Source organism: Streptomyces sp. NPDC046308 (genome assembly GCF_055588065.1).
On sequence record NZ_JBVJFB010000006.1, the window covers coordinates 403,941 to 427,872 of the forward strand.

Annotated in this window: 23 protein-coding genes and 1 riboswitch; of the genes, 12 read left to right on the forward strand and 11 right to left on the reverse strand. The window is 72.1% G+C overall.

The genetic code is table 11. The features are described from left to right. Positions 1-375: a hypothetical protein gene (locus ACZ6JT_RS25285; protein WP_361759131.1), complete on the reverse strand. Its 375-nt coding sequence runs from the start codon at positions 373-375 to the stop codon at positions 1-3. 103 nt (positions 376-478) lie between these two features. Between ACZ6JT_RS25285 and ACZ6JT_RS25290 the strand changes: the two genes are divergently transcribed. From ACZ6JT_RS25290 to ACZ6JT_RS25310, 5 genes are all read left to right on the forward strand, one after another. Beyond that, positions 479-1,411, forward strand: coding sequence for a MurR/RpiR family transcriptional regulator (locus tag ACZ6JT_RS25290; RefSeq protein ID WP_469213290.1), 933 nt, complete (start codon positions 479-481; stop codon positions 1,409-1,411). Positions 1,412-1,538: 127 nt separating this feature from the next. Continuing rightward, positions 1,539-2,462: an N-acetylmuramic acid 6-phosphate etherase gene (murQ, locus tag ACZ6JT_RS25295; protein WP_469213077.1), complete on the forward strand. Its 924-nt coding sequence runs from the start codon at positions 1,539-1,541 to the stop codon at positions 2,460-2,462. Positions 2,463-2,534: 72 nt separating this feature from the next. Next, complete coding sequence (locus ACZ6JT_RS25300; RefSeq protein WP_469213079.1) at positions 2,535-4,064, forward strand: PTS transporter subunit EIIC; 1,530 nt, start codon at positions 2,535-2,537, stop codon at positions 4,062-4,064. Between the two features lie 86 nt (positions 4,065-4,150). Beyond that, entirely contained in the window at positions 4,151-5,392 is a 1,242-nt protein-coding gene (locus ACZ6JT_RS25305; RefSeq protein WP_469213081.1) for an MFS transporter, read from the forward strand. A gap of 132 nt (positions 5,393-5,524) precedes the next feature. Then, positions 5,525-6,118 carry a GNAT family N-acetyltransferase gene (locus ACZ6JT_RS25310; RefSeq protein ID WP_469213083.1) on the forward strand — a complete coding sequence of 198 codons (594 nt, stop codon included), beginning with the start codon at positions 5,525-5,527 and terminating at the stop codon, positions 6,116-6,118. 5 nt (positions 6,119-6,123) lie between these two features. On the opposite strand, the gene ACZ6JT_RS25315 is transcribed toward ACZ6JT_RS25310, so the two are convergent. Beyond that, on the reverse strand, positions 6,124-7,584 hold the full coding sequence (locus ACZ6JT_RS25315) for a hypothetical protein (protein WP_469213085.1): 1,461 nt from the start codon (positions 7,582-7,584) through the stop codon (positions 6,124-6,126). Between the two features lie 142 nt (positions 7,585-7,726). Between ACZ6JT_RS25315 and ACZ6JT_RS25320 the strand changes: the two genes are divergently transcribed. Then, complete coding sequence (locus tag ACZ6JT_RS25320) at positions 7,727-7,930, forward strand: hypothetical protein (RefSeq protein ID WP_469213087.1); 204 nt, start codon at positions 7,727-7,729, stop codon at positions 7,928-7,930. A gap of 31 nt (positions 7,931-7,961) precedes the next feature. Here the strand turns inward: ACZ6JT_RS25320 and ACZ6JT_RS25325 are convergent, their stop codons facing one another. Further along, entirely contained in the window at positions 7,962-8,621 is a 660-nt protein-coding gene (locus ACZ6JT_RS25325; protein WP_469213089.1) for a hypothetical protein, read from the reverse strand. Continuing rightward, positions 8,618-8,839: a hypothetical protein gene (locus ACZ6JT_RS25330; RefSeq protein WP_030718954.1), complete on the reverse strand. Its 222-nt coding sequence runs from the start codon at positions 8,837-8,839 to the stop codon at positions 8,618-8,620. The genes ACZ6JT_RS25325 and ACZ6JT_RS25330 overlap by 4 nt, the downstream gene beginning before the upstream one ends. 114 nt (positions 8,840-8,953) lie before the next feature. Between ACZ6JT_RS25330 and ACZ6JT_RS25335 the strand changes: the two genes are divergently transcribed. After that, entirely contained in the window at positions 8,954-9,790 is an 837-nt protein-coding gene (locus ACZ6JT_RS25335; RefSeq protein ID WP_469213091.1) for a helix-turn-helix domain-containing protein, read from the forward strand. Further along, complete coding sequence (locus tag ACZ6JT_RS25340; RefSeq protein WP_469213092.1) at positions 9,774-10,028, forward strand: DUF397 domain-containing protein; 255 nt, start codon at positions 9,774-9,776, stop codon at positions 10,026-10,028. The genes ACZ6JT_RS25335 and ACZ6JT_RS25340 overlap by 17 nt, the downstream gene beginning before the upstream one ends. Here the strand turns inward: ACZ6JT_RS25340 and ACZ6JT_RS25345 are convergent. Continuing rightward, entirely contained in the window at positions 10,015-11,418 is a 1,404-nt protein-coding gene (locus tag ACZ6JT_RS25345) for an outer membrane protein assembly factor BamB family protein (RefSeq protein ID WP_469213094.1), read from the reverse strand. The genes ACZ6JT_RS25340 and ACZ6JT_RS25345 overlap by 14 nt on opposite strands. A gap of 63 nt (positions 11,419-11,481) precedes the next feature. Continuing rightward, positions 11,482-12,675: a S8 family peptidase gene (locus ACZ6JT_RS25350; protein WP_469213095.1), complete on the reverse strand. Its 1,194-nt coding sequence runs from the start codon at positions 12,673-12,675 to the stop codon at positions 11,482-11,484. Between the two features lie 365 nt (positions 12,676-13,040). Here ACZ6JT_RS25350 and ACZ6JT_RS25355 point away from each other — a divergent pair, with 365 nt between their 5' ends. Together ACZ6JT_RS25355 and ACZ6JT_RS25360 are read left to right on the forward strand one after the other, a co-directional pair. Next, positions 13,041-13,388 (forward strand): protease inhibitor I9 family protein, encoded by a 348-nt coding sequence (locus ACZ6JT_RS25355; RefSeq protein ID WP_469213097.1) that lies wholly within the window; start codon positions 13,041-13,043, stop codon positions 13,386-13,388. A 102-nt stretch (positions 13,389-13,490) separates the two neighbouring features. Further along, on the forward strand, positions 13,491-15,122 hold the full coding sequence (locus ACZ6JT_RS25360; protein ID WP_469213099.1) for a serine/threonine-protein kinase: 1,632 nt from the start codon (positions 13,491-13,493) through the stop codon (positions 15,120-15,122). A 442-nt stretch (positions 15,123-15,564) separates the two neighbouring features. Here the strand turns inward: ACZ6JT_RS25360 and ACZ6JT_RS25365 are convergent, their stop codons facing one another. The 5 genes from ACZ6JT_RS25365 to thrC form a co-directional block, all read right to left on the reverse strand. Further along, positions 15,565-16,164 carry a phosphoribosylanthranilate isomerase gene (locus ACZ6JT_RS25365; protein WP_469213101.1) on the reverse strand — a complete coding sequence of 200 codons (600 nt, stop codon included), beginning with the start codon at positions 16,162-16,164 and terminating at the stop codon, positions 15,565-15,567. 634 nt (positions 16,165-16,798) lie between these two features. After that, entirely contained in the window at positions 16,799-18,421 is a 1,623-nt protein-coding gene (groL, locus tag ACZ6JT_RS25370; protein WP_030387326.1) for a chaperonin GroEL, read from the reverse strand. A gap of 336 nt (positions 18,422-18,757) precedes the next feature. Then, positions 18,758-18,964, reverse strand: a complete 207-nt coding sequence (locus ACZ6JT_RS25375) for a cold-shock protein (protein WP_030009783.1) — start codon at positions 18,962-18,964, stop codon at positions 18,758-18,760. Positions 18,965-19,378: 414 nt separating this feature from the next. Then, on the reverse strand, positions 19,379-19,657 hold the full coding sequence (locus tag ACZ6JT_RS25380) for a MoaD/ThiS family protein (protein ID WP_030718872.1): 279 nt from the start codon (positions 19,655-19,657) through the stop codon (positions 19,379-19,381). Between the two features lie 88 nt (positions 19,658-19,745). After that, complete coding sequence (thrC, locus tag ACZ6JT_RS25385; protein ID WP_469213103.1) at positions 19,746-21,020, reverse strand: threonine synthase; 1,275 nt, start codon at positions 21,018-21,020, stop codon at positions 19,746-19,748. Positions 21,021-21,037: 17 nt separating this feature from the next. After that, positions 21,038-21,191, reverse strand: a riboswitch (SAM riboswitch). Between the two features lie 185 nt (positions 21,192-21,376). On the opposite strand from thrC, the gene ACZ6JT_RS25390 reads away from it, so the two are divergent. Further along, positions 21,377-22,354, forward strand: coding sequence for a glucosyl-3-phosphoglycerate synthase (locus tag ACZ6JT_RS25390; protein ID WP_469213292.1), 978 nt, complete (start codon positions 21,377-21,379; stop codon positions 22,352-22,354). Between the two features lie 49 nt (positions 22,355-22,403). Continuing rightward, positions 22,404-23,867, forward strand: a complete 1,464-nt coding sequence (locus ACZ6JT_RS25395) for an alpha,alpha-trehalose-phosphate synthase (UDP-forming) (protein WP_469213105.1) — start codon at positions 22,404-22,406, stop codon at positions 23,865-23,867. Positions 23,868-23,932: the final 65 nt, after the last annotated feature.

Here is a 23,932-nt window from a genome sequence, read left to right on the forward strand (position 1 = left end):
TCACCGGAGACCGAAGACGGGGCCCAGGCCGCCGACCGCGGCCACTTTCACGCCCGCCTCCGAGCACACCCAGTGCGGGTCGGGTCCCAGTTCCGGTTCCACGTCCAGCGCGTGCGGATCGCCGTGGGTGCAGACCGGGCACAGCGGCCAGCGGCCGTACTTCTCCAGCAGCGCGTCCTGCACGTCCTGGGCTACGAGCCCGGCGAGGTAGTCGACGCCCTCCGGCCACTGCTCCACCCACCACCGGCGGTGCGTGACCGAGTCCTCGACGAGGGAGACGACATCGGCGTCGGCGACCTCGCCGGCGGCGAGATCGGCGAGAACAAGTGCACGGGCGACGTGCAGCGCCTGTTCCAGGGGGGTTGCGTGGTCCATGGGCCCATTGTGGACCTGAGGAGGCCCGGCGACGAAGGCCCTCTTTGCAGGGGCCGTATGGCGTATTGACGCTCACCATCACCGAAAATAACTTTCAGGTGTGATCGAGAACACGAAAGAAACTTTCACTCCGCGTCCGAAGACGGAGACACGGACCGGGCCCGCCCCCGCGCCCTCGGCCCTCCGGGCCCGGGTACGGAGCCTCGCTCCGTCCATGACGCGCTCCGTGCGGGCCGTCGCCGAGGCCGTCGCCTCGGACCCGGCCGGCTGCGCACGTCTCACCGTCTCCGGTCTCGCCGCGCACACCGGCACCAGCGAGGCCACCGTCGTCCGCGCCGCCCGCCTCCTCGGCTACCCCGGCTACCGCGACCTGCGCCTCGCGCTGGCCGCCCTCGCCGCCCAGCAGGAGTCCGGCGCCGCCCCCGCCGTCACCGTCGACATAGCCGTCGACGACCCGCTCGCCGACGTCGTCGCGAAGCTGGCCCACGAGGAGGCGCAGACCCTCACCGACACCGCCGCCGGACTCGACCTCACCCAGCTGGCCGCCGCCGTCACCGCCCTCGCCACCGCCCGCCGCATCGACGTCTACGGCGTCGGCGCCTCCGCCCTCGTCGGCCAGGACCTCGCCCAGAAGCTGCTGCGCATCGGGCTCGTCGCGCACGCCCACGGCGACCCCCACCTGGCCGTCACGGGCGCCGTCCAGCTGGGCCCCGGCGACGTCGCCGTCGCGATCACCCACTCCGGCTCCACGGGCGACGTGATCGAGCCGCTCCGGGTCGCCTTCGAGCGCGGCGCCACCACCCTCGCCCTCACGGGCCGCCCGAACGCCCCCGTCGCCCACTACGCCGACCTGGTACTGGCCACCTCCGCCGCCCGCGAGACCCAGCTGCGCCCGGCCGCCATGTCCAGCCGGACCAGCCAACTGCTCGTCGTCGACTGCCTCTTCGTCGGCGTCGCCCAGCGCACGTACGACACCGCCGCCCCCGCCCTCGCCGCCTCCTACGAAGCCCTGGCCCACCGCCACACGCCCCGCTGACCACCCCCACCCGCCACCCCAGCCCCGCCGGCGTTTGAGGCGCGGGGTCCGGGGCGGAGCCCCGATCGTGAAGCTCAGCCCGCCCGCCGACCACCACCCACCACCCGCCAAGGAGCCCGCCCCACCGATGACCGCACACGCAGACCTCCGCGCCCAGCTGGACACCCTCACCACCGAGGCCTTCCGCCAGGACCTCGCCGAGATCGACCGGCTGTCCACCCTCGACATCGCCCGCACCATGAACGCCGAGGACGCCACCGTCCCGGCCGCCGTCGCCACCCAGCTCCCGCACATCGCCGCCGCGATCGACGCGATCGCCGTACGGATGGCCCGCGGCGGCCGCCTCGTCTACGCGGGCGCCGGCACGGCCGGCCGGATGGGCGTCCTGGACGCCAGCGAGTGCCCGCCCACCTTCAACACCGACCCCGCCGACGTCGTCGGCCTCATCGCGGGCGGCCGCTCCGCCATGGTCACGTCCGTCGAGGGCGCCGAGGACTCGCCGGAGCTGGCCGCCGCGGACCTCACCGCGCTGGGGATCGGCCCGGACGACACGGTCGTCGGCATCTCCGCCTCCGGCCGCACCCCGTACGCGATCGGCGCCGTCGCCTTCGCCCGTACGCGCGGCGCGCTGACCGTCGGGCTCTCCTGCAACGCCGGCTCCGCCCTCGCCGCGGCCGCCGAGCACGGCATCGAGGTCGTCGTCGGGCCCGAACTCCTCACCGGCTCCACCCGCCTGAAGGCCGGTACGGCCCAGAAGCTGGTCCTCAACCTCATCTCGACGATCACCATGATCCGGCTGGGCAAGACCTACGGGAACCTGATGGTCGACATGCGCTCCTCGAACGAGAAGCTGCGCGCCCGCGCCCGCCGCATCGTGGCGCTGGCCACCGGCGCGCCCGACGCCGAGATCGAGGCCGCGCTCGCCGCCACCGACGGCGAGGTCAAGAACGCCGTCCTCGTGATCCTCGGCGGCGTCGACGGCCCGAAGGCCGCCGAACTGCTCGCCGCCTCGCACGGCCACCTCCGCGCGGCCCTCACCGAAGCCCGCTGACGAAGCTCCCTGCCGAAGCCGCTGCCGAAAGCCCCGCATCCCGTCCACCACCCGACGCAAGGCGACCACCACATGTCCACTGACAAGAACCGCGCCACAGCCGCCGCGATCCTTCCTCTGGTCGGCGGCCCGGACAACGTCACCTCCATCGCGCACTGCATGACCCGACTGCGCATCACCCTGCGCGACCGTTCCCTGGTCCAGGACGAGGCCCTGCGGGCCCTCCCGGCCGTCCTCGGCGTGGTCGAGGACGACACCTACCAGATCGTGCTGGGCCCGGGCACCGTCGCCCGCGTCACCCCGGAGTTCGAGGCACTGGTCGAGGAAGGCCGCGCGGCCACCCCGGCCACCCCCGTCCCTCCCGTTACCCCCGCCGCCCCGGTCACCCCCGGCGCCCCCACCCCGCACGCCGTCACCGCGGAGGACCTGCAGGCCCAGGGCGCGGCGCTGAAGGAGGCCCAGAAGGCCCGCAACGCCACCCCGTTCAAGCTCCTCCTGCGCCGGATCGCGAACATCTTCGTCCCGCTGATCCCGGCGCTGATCGGCTGCGGCATCATCGCCGGGCTGAACGGCCTGCTGACGAACCTGGGCCGGCTGCCCGCCGTCGTCCCGGCGCTCGCCGCCATCGCGTCCGGCTTCATGTCGCTCATCGCCGTGTTCGTCGGCCACAACACCGCCAAGGAGTTCGGCGGTACGCCGATCCTGGGCGGGGCGGTCGCCGCGATCATCGTCTTCCCGGGCGTCGCCAAGATCGACGCCTTCGGCCAGCAGCTCTCCCCCGGCCAGGGTGGCGTCCTCGGCGCGCTCGCCGCGGCCCTGCTCGCCGTGTACGTCGAGAAGTGGTGCCGTACGTGGGTCCCCGAGGCCCTGGACGTCCTGGTCACCCCGACCCTCACCGTCCTGATCTCGGGCCTGGTCACCCTCTTCGGCCTGATGTTCCTCGCCGGTGAGGCCTCGGCGGCCATCGGCACCTTCGCCGACCGGCTGCTCGCGACCGGCGGCGCCTTCGCGGGCCTGGTCCTCGGCGGTCTCTTCCTTCCCCTCGTGATGCTGGGCCTGCACCAGGCCCTGATCCCCATCCACACCACGCTCATCGAACAGTCCGGCTACACCGTCCTGCTGCCCATCCTCGCCATGGCGGGCGCGGGCCAGGTCGGCGCGGCCATCGCCGTCTACTGCCGGCTCCCGCGCAACGGTTCGCTGCGCGCCACCATCAAGTCCGCCCTCCCGGCCGGCTTCCTCGGCGTGGGCGAGCCGCTCATCTACGGCGTCTCCCTCCCCCTCGGCCGCCCCTTCGTCACCGCCTGCGTCGGCGGCGCGGCCGGCGGCGCCTTCGTCGGCCTGTTCAACCAGCTCGGTGTTGCCTTCGGCTCCACCGCCATCGGCCCCTCGGGCTGGGCCCTGTTCCCCCTGCTCGACGGCAGGTCGAGCGTCGGCGTCACCCTCGCCATCTACGCGGGCGGCCTCGCCGTCGGCTACCTCGTCGGCTTCGCCGCCACCTACTTCTTCGGCTTCACCCGCCAGATGCTGACCGACCTCAACACCGACCCGGACGCGACCGCCGCGGCCGCCGAGCCCCCCAGGGAACCGGCCCTGACCTGACGCCCTCCCTTGCCATGACCGCGCCGGAGGGAATGCGCCGCAGGAGCTTGCCCTCCAGTTGGTCGAGGGCCCTAGCGTCGGCGGCCATGACCTCCCTCGACACCGTCCGGCACGGTCCGGCGCGCCCGGCCCTCCCCCGCGCGTACCTCGTCTGGCTCGCCGGCACCCGCGCCTCGCTGCTCGGTGACGCCGTCCTGTACTTCGCCCTCGGCTGGGCGGCCAGTGCCCACGGCGGCGGTACGGGCGCCCTGGTCCTGACCGCGATCACCCTCCCGCGGACGCTGCTCCTGCTGCTCGGCGGCGCCGTCGGCGACCGGTTCGGTGCGCGCCGGGTGATGGTCGTCGGGGACGCCGTGATGCTCACGGCCACGCTCGCGCTGGCCCTCGCGAGCTCGCGCCCGGACCCCTCCCCCTGGCTCCTGGTCACGGTCGCGGCCGTGGTCGGCACGGTCGACGCGTTCTACCTGCCGGCCGCCGGGTCCATGCCCCGCAGCCTGGTGGGCGAGGCGCGGCTCCCTCGGGCGTTGGCCGTGCAGCAGGCGGCCGGGCAGGTCGCCTCGTTGCTCGGGGCTCCGCTGGGCGCCGTACTCGTCGCGGCCGCCGGCCTGACCGGCGCGGCGCTCGCCGACGCGGGCACCTTCGCGGTCGTCCTCGTCGTACTCCTGCGCGTCCGGCCGGCCCATCCCGTGGAACGGTCCCCTCGCGGGGAGGGCCTCCTCGCCGGGGCGGCGGACGGGGTGCGGGTCGCCGCGGGGGACCCGGTCCTGCGGTCCGCGCTGCTGCTGACGGCCGCCGCCGCGTGCTTCCTCCTGCCGGTGGTGTCCCTGCTGAACCCGCTCCTGGCCCGGGAGCACGGCTGGAGCGCCGGGGCCGCCGGCCTGATCGCCGGCGGCCAGAGCCTGGGGGTGGTCGTCGTGGCGCTGGCGGTCTCGCGGTGGGGCACCGTGCGCCGGATCGGCCGGGGTGCGGCGCTGGGGCTGTGTGTCGCGGCGCCGGGCGTGGCCGCGGTGGCGCTGGCCGGGGAGACCGGCGCGGCCGTCGCCGTGGCCGTTGCGGGGGCAATCGTCACCGGTGCGGGTTCTGGGATGTTCGCCTGCCACATCGGCCCGCTGGTGCTGAACGGCGCCCCGGGCACCCACCTGGCCAGGCTGCAGGCGTCGCTGACGCTCGTTCAGAGCCTGGCGCTGGTGGTCGGCAACAACGCCCTCGGCGCACTCGCCGACGCCCGCGGGGCCACGGCCGCCACGGCGCTCTGCGCGGCGGGCACCTGCGCCGCGGGCCTCACGGGCCTCGCCCTGAAACCCCTGGGCCGTCTGCGCCAGCCCTAGAACCCCGCCCCAATCGCCCTCACCACACCCCCACCGCCGCCGGCGTTCGAGGCGCGGGGCCCACATCCAGCCCCGCCGGCGTTTGAGGCGCGGGGCCGAGCTCCGGTCTGGCGTGTGCGCGAGGATGCGTCCATGATCGACTCGATACCCCCCGTGGTCCCGGCCGGCCGGATGCGCGAACTCCCCCAGCCGGAGTTCGACCTCCCGCACGGCATGCGCCTGCGCCCCTGGGCGGCCCCGCAAGACGCCCCCGCCCTGGTCGACTGCTTCCTCGACCCCGACATCCGCCACTGGAACCGCCCGAGCCGCCTCGACCTCCCCGGGGCCGAGGAACGGATCGCCCGCTTCCACGAGCGCTGGCAGGCCGAAGAGGCCGCCATCTGGGCCATCGCCCCCGCCACCGGCGGCCCCGCCCTCGGCCTGATCGGACTCGCCGACCTCGACCTCCCCGGCGGCAGCGGCGAGATCCTGTACTGGCTGCTGCCCGCCGGCCGCGGCTGCGGCGTCATGGTCCCTGCCACCACGCACGTCACCCGCTGGGCCTTCGACGACCTCGGCCTGCACCGCGTCCGCATCACCCACTCCGTGGCCAACCCGGCCTCCTGCGCCGTCGCCACGAAGGCCGGGTTCCCCCTGGAGGGCACCATGCGCGGCGCCCTCCTGCACGCGGACGGCTGGCACGACGAGCACCTGCACGCCCGGCTGCGCACCGACTCCCCGGTGTAACCGGCTCACTTGGGCGCGGGCGCGGGCGCCGGCGCGGGCGCGGGCGCCGGTGTGGGCGCGGGCGTGGACGGGCTCTCGCCCTTTTCGGTGGCACGTGCCTTCTCCAGGAGCTCCCGGTACGGCGTCTGCGCCGTGGCGCCGCGCACCTGCGAGAGGCCGTACCGTTCACTGGCCTCCTGGTTCTCCAAGGGCAGGTTGGGAACGAAGGAGATCCGTTCACCCGGGGGTGACACATGCACGTCGACACGCGGCCAGTTGCCGCTGTCGACCCGCCACACGGTGATGCGCTGCTTGCCTCGGGTCACGTTCAACATTTCGCTGCTGTTCGAAATATTGGCCCAGTACCTCGAGGTCGCACCGCCCGGATCCCCTGGCTCGCACATCACTCCGAAGCGCCACTTCCCTTCCAGGTTGGCGCGCTTGAAATCACTGGCCATGGTCATTCTGTCTTTCCTGATCACGTACACCTCGGTCTGGGCCCTGATCGCCTCATAACCGCGCTTCTCCGGCTCCGTGACCTCGACGACCACGTCCTGTGCGACTTCCTCTCCCGGATTCAACACGCGACCGACCGGGGTGACGAACTCGCCGTAGTAGATCAATTTGTACTCGCCGGTCTTCACCTCGGCGGGACCGCTCGCAGGGCCGCCATGGAGCCAGTAGCTGCTGCCGAGGACGTAGACGGGAACCTGTCCGGCGTTCTTCACATACAGATGGGCCGTCACGAACATCGACGCCCCTTCCTTCACCTGGTTCGACTCCCTGAACTCGGCCCCGCTCTGGATCAAGGGGGTCGTCACGTAGGGAACGTAGATCTGTGCGTAGGCCAGGTTGGCGACGCCGAGAAGAGTGGAGATGAAGACCCCGATCGCGATCTTCCTGGGAATGGTGAGACCCTTCCACGCCCGACATCTGGCCAGTTCGACCAGGGCCACCGAAGACCAGACGAGGAGGCCCACCGCGATCAGGGTGTAGCCGGTGAAACGCTCGCCCATCTGCAGCAGAACGACAGAAACACTGCAGAGGAGGGTGATGACGACTCCGATGAGAACGACCACCCCCGAGTAACTCCACAGCCGCAGTATCCAGAAGTCGACGGCGGCCACGGCGGCGAGCACCTCCACCAAGGCCACGACCAGAATGGTGAATCCGGCGATGCGCCCGCCGTAGGTCAGGGCGTCACCACTGTCCGCTATTCCGATCCGGAAGAGCAGCCATCCCGTCACGAGGAGGCCGAAGACCAGGCACACACAGGTGATTCGCCGGCTCCACGCCTGGTCGGGCCAGTAAGTGCCGTCCTCGCCGAGGAAACGGACGGGGTGTCCGTCCTCGATACCCTCACGCCTCAGGAGGCTCTGGAGTTGCTCCTCGGACCAGACCCTGCCCACCGACCTGCCGTCGATCAGGACCTTCCGCAAGCCGAGATCATCCGGTGCGCCCACGGTCACGATGCGCGTGTTCGCCATGACTCCAGCCTGCCGCTTGTCCGCGGCAAGCGCTTCCGGAGCCGGCACCGCACGTGCGCCCGCGCGTCAGGGTGCGCCCGGCGCGGCGAAGGGGGAAGCTGGTGTTGAGGTGTTGCCGTCCCTCGTCCCCACGGGAGTTCTCATGCGAGCACGACTTCTCGGCTTCACCGCCGCCCTCGTACTGGCCGCGCTCGGCGCCACGATCCCCGTCGCGCAGGCCGCCGTACCGGCCGTCACCGGGCCGGTGTGCGCGGACGGGGGCGGAACGGTGGAGTACGACTCCACCGCCGGTCAGTGGATCTGCCTGAACGGCGCGTACGACGGCGAGCTCATCTCCAAGACCTGAGCGGCGGCCGTACGCGCTTCACGAAAACAGCTCAGCCGGCGGCGGCACGCAGGAACCGCACCAGGTCATCGGTGTCGTACCCGAGCTTCGGACCGCGCTCGGCGGCCATCAGCAGCAACTGGCCCACGATCTCGGCGCCCCAGCCGTCCGTGCCGTCCTGCGACCACTCCCACAGCTTCTCGATGCCGAGGTCGGACATGAGCAGCCCGTGCTCCGCCCGGATCTCCCGGCAGGTCTCGGCCACGGCGTCCAGCAGCCGCGCGCCCGGCCGTTCGCAGCGGAGCCCGAAGTACCCGCCGACGTCCTCGACGGCGCAGCCCTCCGGCGGCCTTGCCTTGAGTCCCTCGTAGCGCTGGTCGTCGAACCCCGGATGGTCGCCGAGCGGGCAGTGGATCAACATGAACCGCTGCCGGCCCTGCGGCGCGGGCGGCAGCGGCCGCCTCGCGGTCAGCCCGAAGGCCTCGTGCACCAGCGCCGTGGCCTCGTCCGCCGTATCGGCCGACCGCCTCTCCCGCCGGTCCCCGTCATCGCCGACCGCGGTCCACAGCCCGCCGCCCTCGTCGTACCGCACGCGCACGGACAGTCCCGTCCCCCCACGCCTCCACCCGCCCGGGCCGACCACGGCCTCCAAGCCGCGCAGCCGCCAGCCCAGCTCGAAGGCGAACTGAGCGGCATCGACCGCCTCGCTCACTCGCCGGCCGCCCGCTCGTGCAGTACGGCTGCCAGCCGGAGGGCGGTGTCCAGATTGCAGCGGCCGAGGTCCACGAGCGGCAGCCCGTACGAGCCCGCCGCCGAGACCCGTTCCACGTCGAGCGACGGGAACAGCACCCCCACCCCGGCCAGGGACTCCTTGAGCTGCCGCACCGCCTCCTCGGCCGCCTGCATGCGCTCCTGTGGAGTGAGCACCATGACATGTCACCTTTCTACTCTGAGTGTTCGCCTTCGACACACAGAGTGGCGACGGGCTCGCTAGCCTTCAAGGAAGCACCGAGAACAACCCCACCTGTTGGCCCGGGAGTTGCCATGGCAGGTAAGAACCTCGACCCCTCCTCCTCACCCCGCGCCCTGCTCGGCGCCGAGCTCCGCGTGGCACGCGAACGAGCCGGGCTCAGCCAGGCCGAGTTGGGCGAACCGCTCTTCGTCAGCGGCTCGTTCATCGGCCAGCTCGAAGCCGGCACGCGCCGCATGCACATCGAGTTCGCGCGCCAGATAGACGACATCCTCGACACGAACGGCTTCTTCGTCCGCAACTGCGGGGCCGCCGCCAAGTCCAAGTACCCGGACCACTTAGCGGCGGCGGCCGAAGCGGAGGCTCTGGCGACGACGATCCGGGAGTACGCGCCGCAGCTGATCCCTGGGCTGCTCCAGACGGCGGCGTACGCGCGCGAGGTCTTCCGCGCGTACCAGCCGACGGCGACGGAAGAGACCATCGACGAGCTCGTCACGAACCGACTGGCACGGGCCGCGCTGTTGAACGATCCAACAACCCCGATGTTGTGGTGCGTCCTTGACGAGGCGGTACTGCGCCGGGCCGGGGATAACCCGGCCATCCTGGCAGAGGCCTTGCGCCACATTGCAGCCCTGATCCGCTCCCGCCGGATCATCGTCCAGGTTCTCCCGTTCAGCGCAGGCTTCCACGCGGGCCTGGATGGCGCCCTCAAGCTGATGACCTTCGAAGATGCGCCCCCGCTTGCCTACGTCGACGGCATCGGGATGGGCCAGTTGTTCGACGATCCGGCCACCGTCGCCCGCCACACCCTGACCTACGATCTCCTCACGGCCAACGCGCTGTCACCGCGCAAGTCCCTGGCCTTGATCGAGTCGGTGGCGGAGGAATACGAAAATGACCAGCAAGCCTGAGTACGACCTGTCAGCGGCCGTTTGGCACAAGTCCAGCTACAGCGGCGGCGACGGCGGCAACTGCCTGGAGATGGCCACCTGGCGGAAGTCCACCCACAGTGCGGGCGATGGCAGCAACTGCCTGGAAGTCGCCGACGGCCACCCCGGCATCGTCCCGGTGCGGGACTCCAAGGTTCCGGACGGACCTCACCTCACCTTCCGGGACACCGCCTGGACGGCGTTCGTCACCAGCCTCTGACCTTCGCCAGCACCACGTACGACGGCAGTTCGCCCGCCGGGTCCAGGTTCACGAACGTGTAGCCCTCCGGGCCCTGCGGGTAGATCTCGAACCGCCTGCCCAGGGGGACGTCCCGGAGGATCGTGGGCTCGGCCTTCGCCCTGCCCGTGGTCCCGTCCAGGTGCCACAGGTGCGTCCGTGCGGCGGTCGACGTCACCACGTCGACCCCGCCCGGCTCCCGGCCCCGCACGAGCCCGAGGACCGTCGCGCCGTCGAGCGCGGCGTGCCACACGCGCCTGCCGTCGAGTACCGAGTACGCGGAGACCCCCGGGACCTTGCCCTTCACCGGGGTGATCAGCAGGTCACCGCTCACCACCGGCGCGGGCCCCTCGGTCAGGTCTTCCCGCGGGCCCGCCACCGGCACCGCGCCCCGCTCGCGTCCGACGTCGTCGAACATCAGCACCGAGCCCCCGACGCGCAGCACGATCGGCTGCGCCGACAGCATCCGCACCTGCGCCGACGGGCCTGTGGCGCGCAGCGGGCTCTGCCAGGCCGGGGTGCCGGTCCGCGCGTCCAGCGCGAGCAGCCGCGACGAGCCGCCGCCCGGGCAGTCCTCCACGTACAGCACCCGGTCCCCGGCTCCGTCGAGTGCGCGGACCCGGCAGCCGGCCGGTACCGGCGCCCGCCAGCGTTCGTCGCCCGTGCGCAGGTCCAGGCCGAGGAGGGCGCCCTCCGTCACGGCGACGGCCGTATCGCCGACCGCGGCCACGGGCACCTCGGCCGCGTCCCGGCCCGGCGCCACCGGGAGGTCCTTGGCCCAGAGCTTCCCGCCGTCCTTCAGGTCCACGGCCAGTACCTGCCCTCCGCAGCCGTCGGGGGTGCGCGCGGCGGCGACCAGCCCGATCTCGTGGGGGACGGTCCGGCTCACGGCGCAGAAGGTGACGTCCCCGCCCGCGCCCAGCCCGCCGGCCGAGCGACCCCCGCCGTCGTAGAGGCGCAGGCCGTCCGCGCGGACCCGTACGAGCCCCGACGAGGGGCGCAGCCAGGCGCCGACCGGCCGGGCCGACTCCGGCTTCTCCCGTTGCCACCAGGTCCACACGTACGCCTGCGGGCCGCGCATCCCCTCGTACGCCTGCCAGGCCGGCCACAGCGCGGCCAGTGCGACGGTCGCCGCGAGGCACCGGACGAGCGCGCCCCCGGCGGCGCCGCGGGCCCGGGCCAGCAAGACGTACGCGACGAGGCCCAGGGCGGGGGTGAGCAGGAGCAGCCGGCCGGCGCCGCGGGTCCAGTCGACGAAGGCCATCCGCCCGAGCAGGACGAGGTACAGCGCGGTGACGGTGGCGACCGCCACGCCGGCGACGAACAGGGCGCGCGGCAGCCACCGCGCGCCCTGAGGTGTGTGGTGGTCCATGATCCCCCCTTGGGCGCAGCCTAGTTGGCGCGTCCCTCGGGGGATCCGGTCACCCGGTCCGGGTCAGAGGCCCGCGGTGAAGAGCAGCTTGTTCGGGCTGGCGGGGCTGAGCCTGGTCAGCACGTCCTTGGTGGTCTCCTGCTCGAGGAACGCGGCGATCTCCCCGGGCGCCGCGCTCGGGTGCGCCTGCTTGTAGAGGACGGCGACACCGGTGGCGTGCGGTGCGGCCATCGACGTGCCGTCCAGGGACACGCTGCCGCCGCCGAGCCTGGCGGAGACGATGGCCTGGCCGGGTGCGTACAGGGTGACGCACTGCCCCCAGTTGGAGAAGTCGGTCTCCTCGTCCCACTGGTTGCTCGCCGCGACCGTGAGCACCTTCCCCGCGGACGCCGGCGAGACCCCGCACGCGTCCTTCGCGGAGTTGCCCGCCGCGACGACCGGCAGCACGCCCGCGTCGGTGACCGCGTCCGCGGCGTCGTTGACGGCCTTCGACAGCTCCCCGCCCAGGGATGCGTTCAGCACCGCCGGCTGCTTGGCGTTCTTCGCCACCCAGTCCAGGCCGGCGATGATCCCCGACCAGGTGCCCTTGCCGTCGCAGCCGAGGACGCGGACGCTGACCAGGCTCGCCTTGCTCGCGATCCCGTACGTCCTGCCGGCGACCGTGCCGGCGACGTGCGTGCCGTGGCCCTGGCAGTCCTGGCCGTCGCGGCCGTCACCGATGGCGTCGAAACCGAAGCCGGCGCGGGTCGCGTCGGGCCCGCCGAACTCCGTGTGGTGGTAGTCGATGCCGGTGTCGAGGATGTACGCGGTCACCCCGGCGCCGTTGCCCTGAACGGTGAAGTCGTTGTCCAACGGCAGGTTCTTCTGGTCGATGCGGTCCTGGCCCCACGAGTTCGACGGGGAGCGCGTCCCCTCCGCGGAGGTCGGCGTCGGCACGGACTGGACCGAGGCGTCCTCCTCGACCGACTTCACCCCCGGGGCGTTGCGGACGAGCGTCAGCTCGAGCGAGGTCAGGGGCACCGCGAAACCCGTCATCGCCGAGGTGTAGACGAACGACGGCTTCAGACCCAGCTCCTTCGCGATCCTCGCCGCGTCCTGCCCCTTCTCCAGGGTCACGATGTACTTGCCGGGCACCGGCTTGGCGGCCTTGACCAGCGGGGCGGGCTCCGGCTCCGGCGCCGCGGCGGAGGCCGTACCGGCCGCTACGGGGGTGACGGCGAGGAGCGTGGCGGTGGCCAGGCATGCGAGCAGGCGCATGGAAGGAACTCCCTGACGGGGTCTCGGCAGACGAACACGGGTGAGCCGCCCTCCCGGCACCAGGTGCTCACGCGGGGCGGCCCTCAGCTCCATCGGTGCCACCTCCCACCGGGTTGAACCAACCCCTCACCTGGTTGCCCGTCCGGCGCCCGCGCCGGATGGGCGTTCGTCCGGCCGTGCGGAAAGGGTTGTCCCGCTGCGCCGCCCCGGCCCGCCCCCGGACCTCGTCCCCCACACCGCCGCAGCAAGATCACCCGTACGGCCCGCCCCCACACCAGGGAGCGCTCACCCGGTGCGCCGCCCGTGCCCCCGCCTCACCCCGGGACCTCGTTGACCTGCACCGCAGCGCGTGATGGCCTCGTCCCATGCGCAACCGTCTGAGCCGAGCCCTGCCCGTGGCCGTCGCCGTCCTGGCCGCCGTCACCGTCACCGTCGCCCTGCCCGCGTCCGCAGCCACCGCCGCCGAGTCCGTACCCGTGTCCCACGCGGTTCCCGCCGACCACGCCACGTACATCGTCACCGTGCACCCGGGCCTCGACCCGGCGGCCGTCGCGGACGCCTACGGGATCACCCCGCTGCACGTCTACCGCGAGACGCTGAACGGCTTCGCCGCCCGCCTGACCCCCGAGCAGGTCGAGGACCTGCGGGCGACCGCGGTCGTGGAGTCCGTCGAGAAGGACGGCAGCGCGGCCACGTTCGGCCCGGGCATCTGACCTCGGCCGCATCCCCCGAACACCCCCGCCTTTACGCGCCGCTTAAAGTAAGGCGGATCAACTCATCGGTTGATCGGGGGGCCGGGGGGATCGGGGAGGCCGATGAACAGCGCGACCGACGTGTTCGAGCCGCTGCACGCGGAGGATCCGCAGACCGTGGCCGGGTACCGCCTCGCGGCCCGGCTCGGCGCGGGCGGCATGGGCCGGGTCTACCTCTCGCACACGCCGGGCGGCCGCCCGGTGGCGATCAAGGTGGTCCGGCCGGAACTGGCCGAAGACCCGGCGTTCCGGCGGCGGTTCCGCCGCGAGGTGGTGGCCGCCCGACGCGTCCGGGGGGCCTACACCGCCGAGGTCATCGACGCCGACGCCGACGCGGTACCGCCGTGGCTGGCGACCCTCTACGTACCCGGGCCCTCGCTGTCGGAAGCCGTCGCCCAGCGCGGACCGCTGCCGGTGCCCGCGGTGCTGTGGCTGATGGCGGGCGTGGCCGAGGCCCTGCAGGCCATCCACGCCGAGGGCATCGTGCACCGGGACCTCAAGCCGTCGAACGTACTGCTGGCCTCCGACGGGCCCCGCGTCATCGACTTCGGCATATCGACGGCGTCCGACACCACCGCCCCCACGGCCACCGGCAGCACCATCGGCACCCCCCAGTACATGGCCCCCGAACAGGCGCTGGCGGGCGAGACCACCGCCGCCACCGACGTCTTCGCGCTGGGGCAGACGGCGGCGTTCGCGGCACTGGGCGAGCCCCTGTACGGCACCGGTCCCTCCATGACCGTGCTGTTCCGGATCGTGCACTCCAGCCCCGACCTGTCGCGGCTGCCGGAAGAGCTGCAGCCGCTGCTCGCCCGCTGCCTGGCCGCGGACCCGGAGGAACGGGCCACTCCGACGGAGATCGTGGAGTGGTGCCGCAAGCAGCTGGGCGAGGACGCCGACGACACGAGCGGCGGCGGCCCGGCGATCTGGCGGGAGGTGCTGGGGCCGGAGGTGGTGGTCCCCGATCCGGCCCCGACCCCGGCCCCGTACCCCACCCCGGCGCACGCGACGCCGATCGTCTGGGGACCGAAGCCGGTCACCCCGGAGGAACGGCGCAAGCGCGGCCGGCGCGCCGCGGTGATCATCACCACGCTGACGGTGATCGGAACGCTGATGGTGGGCGGCCTGGTCTGGCTCCTGGTGGACGCGGCGCAGAAGGTACGCCAGAAGGAGGCAGCCGCAGCCGCCGCCGCATCCCGATCGCCCGGCCCGGTGGCGTCGGGCGCGTCCGGCTCGCCCACCGGCGGCAAGGCGGCCACCGGACCCGCATCGGGCGCGCCCAAGTCCCCCGAACCGTCCAAGCCGCCCACGCCGGTCCCGTACCCGGGGGTGTGGCTGGGCGAGGAGAACTCGATCGACATCAAGGACGGGGTCACGCGCAAGGACGGTGACCGGGGCGGCGACATCCGCCTGGAATGCGACCGCCAGGACTGCGAGCTGACGAGCGACACCAGCGTGCTGATCACGATGTACGGCAAGGCGGGCTCGGCCAACTACGAGACGTGCCGGGCCTATGGCGAGGTTGCCAAGCCGCACGCGATCCCGCTCGCGGCGGTTGCCGCCGGCACGGAGATCTGCGTCAGGCGTTCCTCGGGGGAGGTCGCGATGTTCGTGGTCCAGATCGAGTCGAACACGCGGGTGGCGGGCCTGCCGAGCTGGCTCACGATGGACATGACGGTCTGGCGCACGCCCTAGCCCGCCTCCCCCTGCCGAGGCTCCGCCCCGCACCCTCCCCCAGACTCCGTCCGGGGGGACCGCCCCTCCTCAATCGCCGGAGGGGCTGAATGGGTGCGGCGAGGCCGAATTGGTGCGGCGCAGCGGGAAGGTGCGGCTCAAAGATCGGGGCTCCGCCCCGGACCCCGCGCCTCAAACGCCGGCGAGGCTGGATTTGGTGTTGGTCGGCCGGGGCGGTTGGGGTGGGGGTGGGTGTGTGTCGGGGTGATCCCCGCAGGGTGCCAAACGCACTTCCGCCCAGCCCTCCGACCCCTCGTCACGTTTGGCGCCCGAGGAGACGCCCCGGCGCGCGCCCGCCCCCACCCCAACCGACCCCCGCACCCGACCAGGCCCCGGTGCAACCGGCCCCCGTACCCGGCCCGAGCGGCGCAGCCAACCCGCAGCCAACCCGCGGCGCAGCTGGCTAGCCCCGCGCCGCCTCGATGAAGGCGCGGATCAACTCCGGCGACTTCACGCCGCGTTCCCGCTCCACCCCACTGGACACGTCCACGCCCCAGGCGCCGGTTACCTCGACCGCCTCCCGCACGTTGCTCGGGTTCAGCCCGCCGGCCAGCAGCCACCGCCCCTCGGGCGCGGCGAAGTCCGCCGAGCCCCAGTTCCACGGCTTGCCGGAGCCGGGGTCGGGGGCGTCGAGCAGGAGCAGGTCCTCGCCGTACTGGCCGCAGCGCTTCACGTGCTCGGCGGTGGCCCGCAGCAGCGTCCGGCCCTCGGCGCGCAGCGCCGCGAAGTCCCCGGGCCCCTCCTCGCCGTGCAGCTGAACCCCCCGTACGCCGCTCTCCTCCGCGAAGCGGCGCACCTCCGTGACCGGCTGCCCCCGGAACACGCCGACGGTCAGCACACCGTCCGGCACCCGCGCGGCGAGATCCCGCGCGGTGGCGGCGTCGACGGTGCGCGGGCTGCCGGGCGCGAACACGAACCCCACGGCGTCGGCCCCGGCCGCCACGGCGGCGTCGAGGTCCCGCGCGGTCTTCAGCCCACAGATCTTGACGAAGAGGTCAGCCATGCGCCCAGCCTATGCCGGGGGCTGCGCCGCGGGTTGGCTGCGGGTTGGCTGCGCCGCTCGGGCGGGGTTCGGGGGCCGGTTGTTCCGGGGCCTAGCGGGGAGGGGGGTCGGTTGTGGTGGGGGCGGGCGCGCGCCGGGGCGTCTCCTCGGGCGCCAAACGTGACGACAGGTCGGACAGCTCGGCGGCAGTGCGTTTGGCACCCTGCGGGGATCACCCCGACACACACCCACCCCCACCCCAACCGCCCCGGCTGCGCCGCACCATCCGGCCTCCGCCGCACAAACTCAGCCTCGCCGGCGTTTGAGGAGGGGGGGTCCCCCCGGACGGAGTCTGGGGGAGGGTCCGGGGCGGAGCCCCGATCTTTGAGCCGCACCATCCGGCTGGGCCGCGCAAAAAATCAGCCTCGCCGGCGTTTGAGGCGCGGGGTCCGGGGCGGAGCCCCGATCCTTGAGCCGCACCGTTCGGCTGCGCCGCACCACATTCAGCCCCGCCGGCGATTGAGGCGCGGGGCGGAGCCCCGGCTTTGAGCCGCACGCCGCGTCGGCCGGGAACGCCCGAGGGCGGCACCCCGTGCGGGGTGCCGCCCTCGTTCGAGAACAGCCGATCGGACTTCGGGCCGGAGCCCGGGGTCGATCAGAAGTCCATGTCACCGCCCGGCATGCCGCCCGGGGCACCGGCGCCGGCCTTCTCGGGCTTGTCGGCGATGACGGCCTCGGTCGTCAGGAACAGCGCGGCGATCGACGCGGCGTTCTGCAGCGCGGAGCGCGTGACCTTCGCCGGGTCGATGATGCCCTCGGCGATCATGTCGACGTACTCGCCGGTCGCGGCGTTCAGGCCGTGACCGATCGGGAGGTTGCGCACCTTCTCGACGACGACGCCACCCTCGAGACCACCGTTGACGGCGATCTGCTTCAGCGGGGCCTCCAGGGCGAGCTTCACGGCGTTGGCGCCGGTCGCCTCGTCACCCTCGAGCTCCAGCTTCTCGAAGACCGCGGAAGCCTGGAGCAGGGCCACGCCACCACCGGCGACGATGCCCTCCTCGACGGCCGCCTTCGCGTTGCGAACGGCGTCCTCGATGCGGTGCTTGCGCTCCTTGAGCTCGACCTCGGTCGCGGCACCGGCCTTGATGACGGCCACGCCGCCGGCCAGCTTCGCGAGGCGCTCCTGGAGCTTCTCGCGGTCGTAGTCCGAGTCGGAGTTCTCGATCTCGGCGCGGATCTGGTTGACGCGGCCCTGGACCTGGTCGCTGTCACCGGCACCGTCGACGATGGTGGTCTCGTCCTTGGTGATGACGACCTTGCGGGCGCGGCCGAGCAGGTCGAGACCGGCGTTCTCCAGCTTGAGGCCGACCTCCTCGGAGATGACGGTGCCGCCCGTGAGGATGGCGATGTCACCGAGCATGGCCTTGCGGCGGTCGCCGAAGCCCGGGGCCTTGACGGCGACGGACTTGAAGGTGCCGCGGATCTTGTTGACGACCAGGGTCGACAGGGCCTCGCCCTCGACGTCCTCGGCGATGATCAGCAGCGGCTTGCCGGACTGCATGACCTTCTCCAGGAGCGGCAGCAGGTCCTTGACCGAGCCGATCTTGGAGTTGACGATCAGGATGTACGGGTCGTCGAGGGACGACTCCATGCGCTCCATGTCGGTGGCGAAGTACGCCGAGATGTAGCCCTTGTCGAAGCGCATGCCCTCGGTGAGCTCGAGCTCCAGACCGAAGGTCTGCGACTCCTCGACGGTGATGACGCCTTCCTTGCCGACCTTGTCCATGGCCTCGGCGATGAGCTCGCCGATCTGGGTGTCGGCGGCGGAGATGGAGGCCGTCGAAGCGATCTGCTCCTTGGTCTCGACGTCCTTGGCCTGGGCGAGCAGGGCGGCGGAGACGGCCTCGACGGCCTTCTCGATACCACGCTTGAGGGCCATCGGGTTGGCGCCGGCGGCCACGTTGCGCAGGCCCTCGCGGACGAGCGCCTGGGCCAGCACGGTGGCGGTGGTCGTACCGTCGCCCGCGACGTCGTCCGTCTTCTTGGCGACTTCCTTGACCAGCTCGGCGCCGATCTTCTCGTACGGGTCCTCGAGCTCGATCTCCTTGGCGATGGAGACACCATCGTTGGTGATCGTGGGGGCGCCCCACTTCTTCTCAAGGACGACGTTGCGACCCTTGGGGCCAAGGGTGACCTTGACGGCGTCGGCGAGCTGGTTCATCCCACGCTCGAGGCCGCGGCGGGCCTCCTCGTCGAACGCAATGATCTTGGCCATCTGAAGTGGTCCTCCCGGACAGCGGTGGATTGCTCCCAGGACCGCGCCCGCGCCCGCGACGGACGGCCTGCGTGCCCGGCGGTTCCTTCCCACCGGACCCTGCGGGCCTCACCGACCCGGTCCTCGTTCAGTAGCACTCTCACCGGGAGAGTGCTAATGCCAATGATTAGCACTCGACCCCCGAGAGTGCAAGCGGCTTCGAAGAAGCCTCGGGGACCGGGCGTGGCGCGGGCGCACGTACGAGGGGCCCGCATCCCGTGTCCGGGATGTGGGCCCCTCGTAAGGTCGTGCAGGTCTTCGTTGAACGCTGTGCGTCGGTGGTCGATCGCTCCAGGACTAGCCGAGCGCGAGCTTGACCATGTCCGCCTGAGGACCCTTCTGGCCCTGCGAGATCTCGAACTCGACCCGCTGACCCTCTTCAAGGGTGCGGTACCCGTCCATCTGGATGGCGCTGTAGTGGACGAACACATCCGCACCACCGTCGACCGCGATGAAGCCGTAGCCCTTCTCCGCGTTGAACCACTTGACGGTGCCCTGAGCCATGCCTAACTCCCCTATTACTGGCCCTTGCGCGGGAACGCACTTCGCGTTCCCGGGTCAGAACTTGCGTCGGAACGCGTCGACCGAGGCTGAATGTATCTGCGCGAGTGCTGTCTGCAACAGGTCAATCCGACGAGAATTCTGGACACGGGGAAACATTGAAATAGAGTGAAAATTTGCCATACTCCCGGGCAACTCGGGCCTGACATATCTCGCCAAAGCCCCATACCGCGCTTGCACATTGACCCGATGTCGACCCTCACGCGACCCGTTCATATGCGGCGGGCAAGTCCGGCGGAGGGGACTTCCCCAACTCTACCGCGCCCAATCAAGCAGAATTACCCCCTCCGCTTTTAGCGGAGGGGGTAATTTCGGTTTGCGCGTGTCACCTGCCGGGTGACAAAGGAACCCTGAGGATCAGCAGCCGCCCGCGACGGCCGGAATGATCGAGACGCCGGCGCCGTCCGGCGTCTTCGCCTCCAGCCCGCCCTCGAAGCGCACGTCGTCGTCGTTGACGTAGACGTTCACGAAACGGCGCAGCTTGCCCTGGTCGTCCAGGACGCGCGCGGCGATGCCCGGGTGGCTCGCCTCCAGGGACTGGATGACCTCGGCGAGGGTCGCGCCCTCGGCGGGCACCTCGGCCTGACCGCCGGTGTAGGTGCGCAGGATGGTGGGGATGCGGACGTTGACGCTCATGGCGCTACTGCCTTTCCGGTAGAGCAGGAGGGGGAGGGGTGTCCGGCGGGTCGGGGCGGGGACCCGGCCCCGACCCGCCGGACACCCGCTAGGCCAGGCCGGCGGCGCGGAACGCGTCCAGGCTCGGGCGGATGGTGGCGGTCTGCCCGCTCTCCGCGGCCACCGCCTCCAGGGTCTTGAGGCCGTCGCCGGTGTTGAGGACGACGGTGGTCAGCGTCGGGTCGAGCTGCCCGTTCTCGATGAGCTTCTTCGTCACGCCGACGGTCACGCCGCCCGCGGTCTCGGCGAAGATGCCCTCGGTCTGCGCGAGGATCCTGATCGCCTCGACGACCTGCTCGTCGTTCACGTCCTCGACGAAGCCGCCGGTGCGCCGCGCGATGTCCAGGACGTACGGGCCGTCCGCCGGGTTGCCGATCGCGAGGGACTTGGCGATGGTGTTCGGCTTCTGCGGGCGGACCACGTCGTGACCGGCCTTGAAGGCGGTCGACACCGGGGAGCAGCCCTCGGCCTGGGCGCCGAAGATCTTGTACGGCTTGTCCTCGACGAGGCCGAGCTTGATCAGCTCCTGCAGACCCTTGTCGATCTTCGTCAGCTGCGAGCCGGACGCGATCGGGATCACGAGCTGGTCGGGCAGCTGCCAGCCGAGCTGTTCGCAGATCTCGTAGGCGAGGGTCTTGGAGCCCTCTCCGTAGTAGGGGCGCAGGTTGACGTTGACGAAGCCCCAGCCCTCGCCCAGCGGGTCGCCGATGAGCTCGGAGCAGAAGCGGTTGACGTCGTCGTAGTTGCCCTCGATGCCGACCAGGTCGCCGCCGTACACACCGGCCATGACGACCTTGCCCTGCTCCAGGTCGTGCGGGATGAACACGCAGGAGCGGAAGCCGGCCCGGGCGGCCGCGGCGCCGACGGCGCCGGCCAGGTTGCCGGTGGAGGAGCAGGACAGGGTGGTGAAGCCGAAGGCGCGGGCGGCCTCGACGGCGATGGCCACGACGCGGTCCTTGAAGGAGTGCGTCGGGTTGCCGGAGTCGTCCTTGACGTACAGCTTGCCGGTGACCCCGAGCTCCTTGGCCAGGTTCGCCGCGTCCACGAGCTTGGTGAAGCCCGGGTTCAGGCTCGGCTTGGAGGCCACGTTCGCGGGGACGGGCAGCAGCGGCGCGTAACGCCAGATGTTGGTGGGGCCGGCCTCGATCGCGGCGCGCAGCGCCTCGGGGTCCCCGGTCGGGAGGTCGTAGGCGACTTCCAGAGGTCCGAAGCACTCGGCGCACGCGAAGATGGGGCCGAGCTCGAAGCGGGTACCGCACTCGCGACAGGAAAGACCGTTGGCAGGTCCGAGATCGACAGAGGTGGCGACAGTCTGTGCAGCCATGATGGCGAGGCCCTTTCTCCTCATCTTCCCCATGGCGCACTTCGCCATGAGACGGAATTGGCACCTTCCCTAGCCGGGGACCTCGCTGACGTCGCTGAGCGATCGCGAGAACCGACTGGAGGGTTGCCGGGGCTTCAACGGGCCGTGTCCCTCTGCCCCTCTGGATGAGCGGTATGGCACCGGCACACGCGCTCTGTGGCGCGCCGGTGCGTTTGTACGCGGGGACCCCCGGCATGCGGTGGTCCTTCGCGTTGTTCAAGACTGTAACCGAAGGGCCGGGCGGTTGAGACAGCCGTCCGAACCGCGAGATGGATCTCAAATCGGCCGATAACGCCGACACGCAGGGAGTGCTGAGGGTGCTGGAAGAGGTGGAGCGCTGGCTGGCAGACCGCTCCTGGTCAGCCGCCGACCGACCGCTCGACCAGCTGCTCGACCGGAAACGGGCGGCCGGGACCACGGTCAGCGTGGTGCTGCCCGCGCTGGACGAGGAGGCGACGGTCGGCGCGATCGTCGAGGTCATCCGGCGCGAGCTGATCGAGGGACTGCCGTTCCCCCTGGTGGACGAGCTGGTCGTGGTCGACTCGGGCTCCACCGACCGTACGGCGGAGGTCGCGGCGAAGGCCGGCGCCCGGGTGGTGCACCGCGACGAGATCCTGCCGAGGATCCCGGCGCTGCCCGGCAAGGGCGAGGTGCTGTGGCGTTCGCTGCTGGCCACCAGCGGGGACGTCGTCTGCTTCGTCGACGCCGACCTGCGGGACTTCTCCGCCGCCTTCGTCTCGGGGATCGTGGGACCGCTGCTGACCGAACCGGACGTGCAGTTCGTCAAGGCCATGTACGACCGCCCGCTCGGTGACGCCCCCGGCCAGGGCGGCCGGGTCACGGAACTGGTGGCCCGCCCCCTCCTCAACCTGCACTGGCCGCAGCTGGCCGGCTTCGTCCAGCCGCTGGGCGGCGAGTACGCCGTACGCCGCTCCCTGCTGGAGCGGCTGCCGTTCCCCGTCGGGTACGGCGTCGAGCTGGGTCTGCTGGTCGACGCGCTGCACACGGTCGGCCTGGACGCGCTCGCCCAGGTGGACGTCGGCGTACGCGTCCACCGCCACCAGGACGGGCAGGCACTGGGCCGGATGGCCGCCGCGATCTACCGCACCGCCCTGCTGCGGCTCTCCCGCGGGCACTCCCCCGGCTACCGCTGGGGGTACCCCCTGGTACGGCCGGAGCTGACCCAGTTCGAGCGGGGGCCGCAGGGGTTCGTGCCGCGGACGTACGCGGTGGACACCGAGGAGCGGCCGCCGATGCTCGGCATCAGGGAGTACGCGCTGCGCCGCGTGGCGTGACGTCGGCCTGGAAAGTTTGAGCGAGTCCGGGCCGGGCTAGGTTCGCGGCATGGCTTCTCAGGTACTCGTAGCCGCGAACCGCGGCCCCCTCTCGTACGCGATCGACGCCGAAGGCGGTCTCAGCGCCCGGCGCGGCGGGGGCGGACTCGTCTCCGGACTGTCCGCGGCCCTCGCGGAGCAACCGGGGGCGCTGTGGATCTGCGCGGCGCTGTCGGAGGCGGACCGGGAGGCGGTCCGGCGGGGGGTGTCCGAGCCGGGCGTCCGGATGCTGGACATCGATCCCACGGTGTACGACGACGCCTACAACGGCATCGCCAACTCCGTGCTGTGGTTCACGCACCACCACCTGTACGACGTCCCGCGCGAGCCGGTCTTCGACGCGGAGTTCCGGCGGCGGTGGCAGGCGTACGTCGAGTACAACGACGCCTTCGCCCGCGCCCTCGCCCAGGAGGCGGCGGAAGGGGCCCGCGTCCTGGTGCAGGACTACCACCTGGCGCTGGTCCCGGGGCAGTTGCGGGCGCTGCGGCCGGACCTGCGCATCGGGCACTTCACGCACACGCCGTGGGCCTCGCCGGAGACCATGGGCATGCTCCCGGACGACATCCGCAGCCAGCTGGTGTGGGGGATGCTCGGGGCGGACCGGCTGGGCTTCCACACGGCGGAGTGGGCGGCCAACTTCATCAGCGGCGGGACCATCGAGGACGCGCGCGGCATCGCGGCCGGGTCCTTCCCGTCCGGGACCCCGGAGCGCGGGGTGTGGCACCGCCGGACGGCCCCGGACGGGCGCGGCTACGGGAAGCGGCAGTTCACCGAGGTGACCGCATACCCCCTCGGGGTGGACGCGGACGAACTGCGCGCGCTGGCGCACCGGCCCGAGGTCGACGAGAAGCTGGCGCGGCTGCGGGCGGAGGTCGGCGGCCTGAAGACGATCGCCCGGGTGGACCGGACCGAGCTGTCGAAGAACGTCCTGCGGGGGCTGCTCGCGTACCGGGAGCTGCTGACGGTCCACCCCGAGTGGCGGGGCCGGGTCATCCACCTGGCCTCGGCGTACCCGTCCCGGCAGGACCTGGCGGTGTACCGGGCGTACACGCAGTCGGTGCGGGAGCTGGCGGCGGAGATCAACGAGGAGTTCGGCACGGCGGACTGGCAGCCGGTGCTGGTGTCGGTGCAGGACGACTTCGCGCGGTCGCTGGCGGTGTACCGGATGGCGGACGTGGCGCTCGTGAACCCGGTACGGGACGGGATGAACCTGGTCGCGAAGGAGATCCCGGTGGTGTCGGAGGCGGGGTGCGCGCTGGTGCTGTCCACCGGGGCGGGGGCGTACGACGAGCTGCGGGCGGACGCGTTGACGGTGAACCCGTACGACGTGTCGGCGACGGCGGAGGCGTTGCACGCGGCGCTGTCCATGCCGGACGCCGAGCGTGCGGAGCGCACGAAGCGCCTGGCCGCCGCCGCCACCGCCCTCCCCCCGGCCGCCTGGTTCGCCGCCCAACTGGCCGACCTCCAGTCCTGACCCGCCAATCCAGCCCCGCCGGCGTTTGAGGCGCGGGGGTCCGGGGGCCGGCCCCCGGCAACGGC

Excerpts from the sequence above, each read along its gene's own strand:
- ACZ6JT_RS25285 (WP_361759131.1), bottom strand. The coding sequence starts at position 375 with ATGGACCACGCAACCCCCCTGGAACAGGCGCTGCACGTCGCCCGTGCA.
- murQ (WP_469213077.1), top strand. The coding sequence starts at position 1,539 with ATGACCGCACACGCAGACCTCCGCGCCCAGCTGGACACCCTCACCACC.
- ACZ6JT_RS25300 (WP_469213079.1), top strand. The coding sequence starts at position 2,535 with ATGTCCACTGACAAGAACCGCGCCACAGCCGCCGCGATCCTTCCTCTG.
- ACZ6JT_RS25305 (WP_469213081.1), top strand. The coding sequence starts at position 4,151 with ATGACCTCCCTCGACACCGTCCGGCACGGTCCGGCGCGCCCGGCCCTC.
- ACZ6JT_RS25310 (WP_469213083.1), top strand. The coding sequence starts at position 5,525 with ATGATCGACTCGATACCCCCCGTGGTCCCGGCCGGCCGGATGCGCGAA.
- ACZ6JT_RS25315 (WP_469213085.1), bottom strand. The coding sequence starts at position 7,584 with ATGGCGAACACGCGCATCGTGACCGTGGGCGCACCGGATGATCTCGGC.
- ACZ6JT_RS25320 (WP_469213087.1), top strand. The coding sequence starts at position 7,727 with ATGCGAGCACGACTTCTCGGCTTCACCGCCGCCCTCGTACTGGCCGCG.
- ACZ6JT_RS25330 (WP_030718954.1), bottom strand. The coding sequence starts at position 8,839 with ATGGTGCTCACTCCACAGGAGCGCATGCAGGCGGCCGAGGAGGCGGTG.
- ACZ6JT_RS25335 (WP_469213091.1), top strand. The coding sequence starts at position 8,954 with ATGGCAGGTAAGAACCTCGACCCCTCCTCCTCACCCCGCGCCCTGCTC.
- ACZ6JT_RS25340 (WP_469213092.1), top strand. The coding sequence starts at position 9,774 with ATGACCAGCAAGCCTGAGTACGACCTGTCAGCGGCCGTTTGGCACAAG.
- ACZ6JT_RS25345 (WP_469213094.1), bottom strand. The coding sequence starts at position 11,418 with ATGGACCACCACACACCTCAGGGCGCGCGGTGGCTGCCGCGCGCCCTG.
- ACZ6JT_RS25350 (WP_469213095.1), bottom strand. The coding sequence starts at position 12,675 with ATGCGCCTGCTCGCATGCCTGGCCACCGCCACGCTCCTCGCCGTCACC.
- ACZ6JT_RS25355 (WP_469213097.1), top strand. The coding sequence starts at position 13,041 with ATGCGCAACCGTCTGAGCCGAGCCCTGCCCGTGGCCGTCGCCGTCCTG.
- ACZ6JT_RS25360 (WP_469213099.1), top strand. The coding sequence starts at position 13,491 with ATGAACAGCGCGACCGACGTGTTCGAGCCGCTGCACGCGGAGGATCCG.
- ACZ6JT_RS25365 (WP_469213101.1), bottom strand. The coding sequence starts at position 16,164 with ATGGCTGACCTCTTCGTCAAGATCTGTGGGCTGAAGACCGCGCGGGAC.
- groL (WP_030387326.1), bottom strand. The coding sequence starts at position 18,421 with ATGGCCAAGATCATTGCGTTCGACGAGGAGGCCCGCCGCGGCCTCGAG.
- ACZ6JT_RS25375 (WP_030009783.1), bottom strand. The coding sequence starts at position 18,964 with ATGGCTCAGGGCACCGTCAAGTGGTTCAACGCGGAGAAGGGCTACGGC.
- ACZ6JT_RS25380 (WP_030718872.1), bottom strand. The coding sequence starts at position 19,657 with ATGAGCGTCAACGTCCGCATCCCCACCATCCTGCGCACCTACACCGGC.
- thrC (WP_469213103.1), bottom strand. The coding sequence starts at position 21,020 with ATGGCTGCACAGACTGTCGCCACCTCTGTCGATCTCGGACCTGCCAAC.
- ACZ6JT_RS25395 (WP_469213105.1), top strand. The coding sequence starts at position 22,404 with ATGGCTTCTCAGGTACTCGTAGCCGCGAACCGCGGCCCCCTCTCGTAC.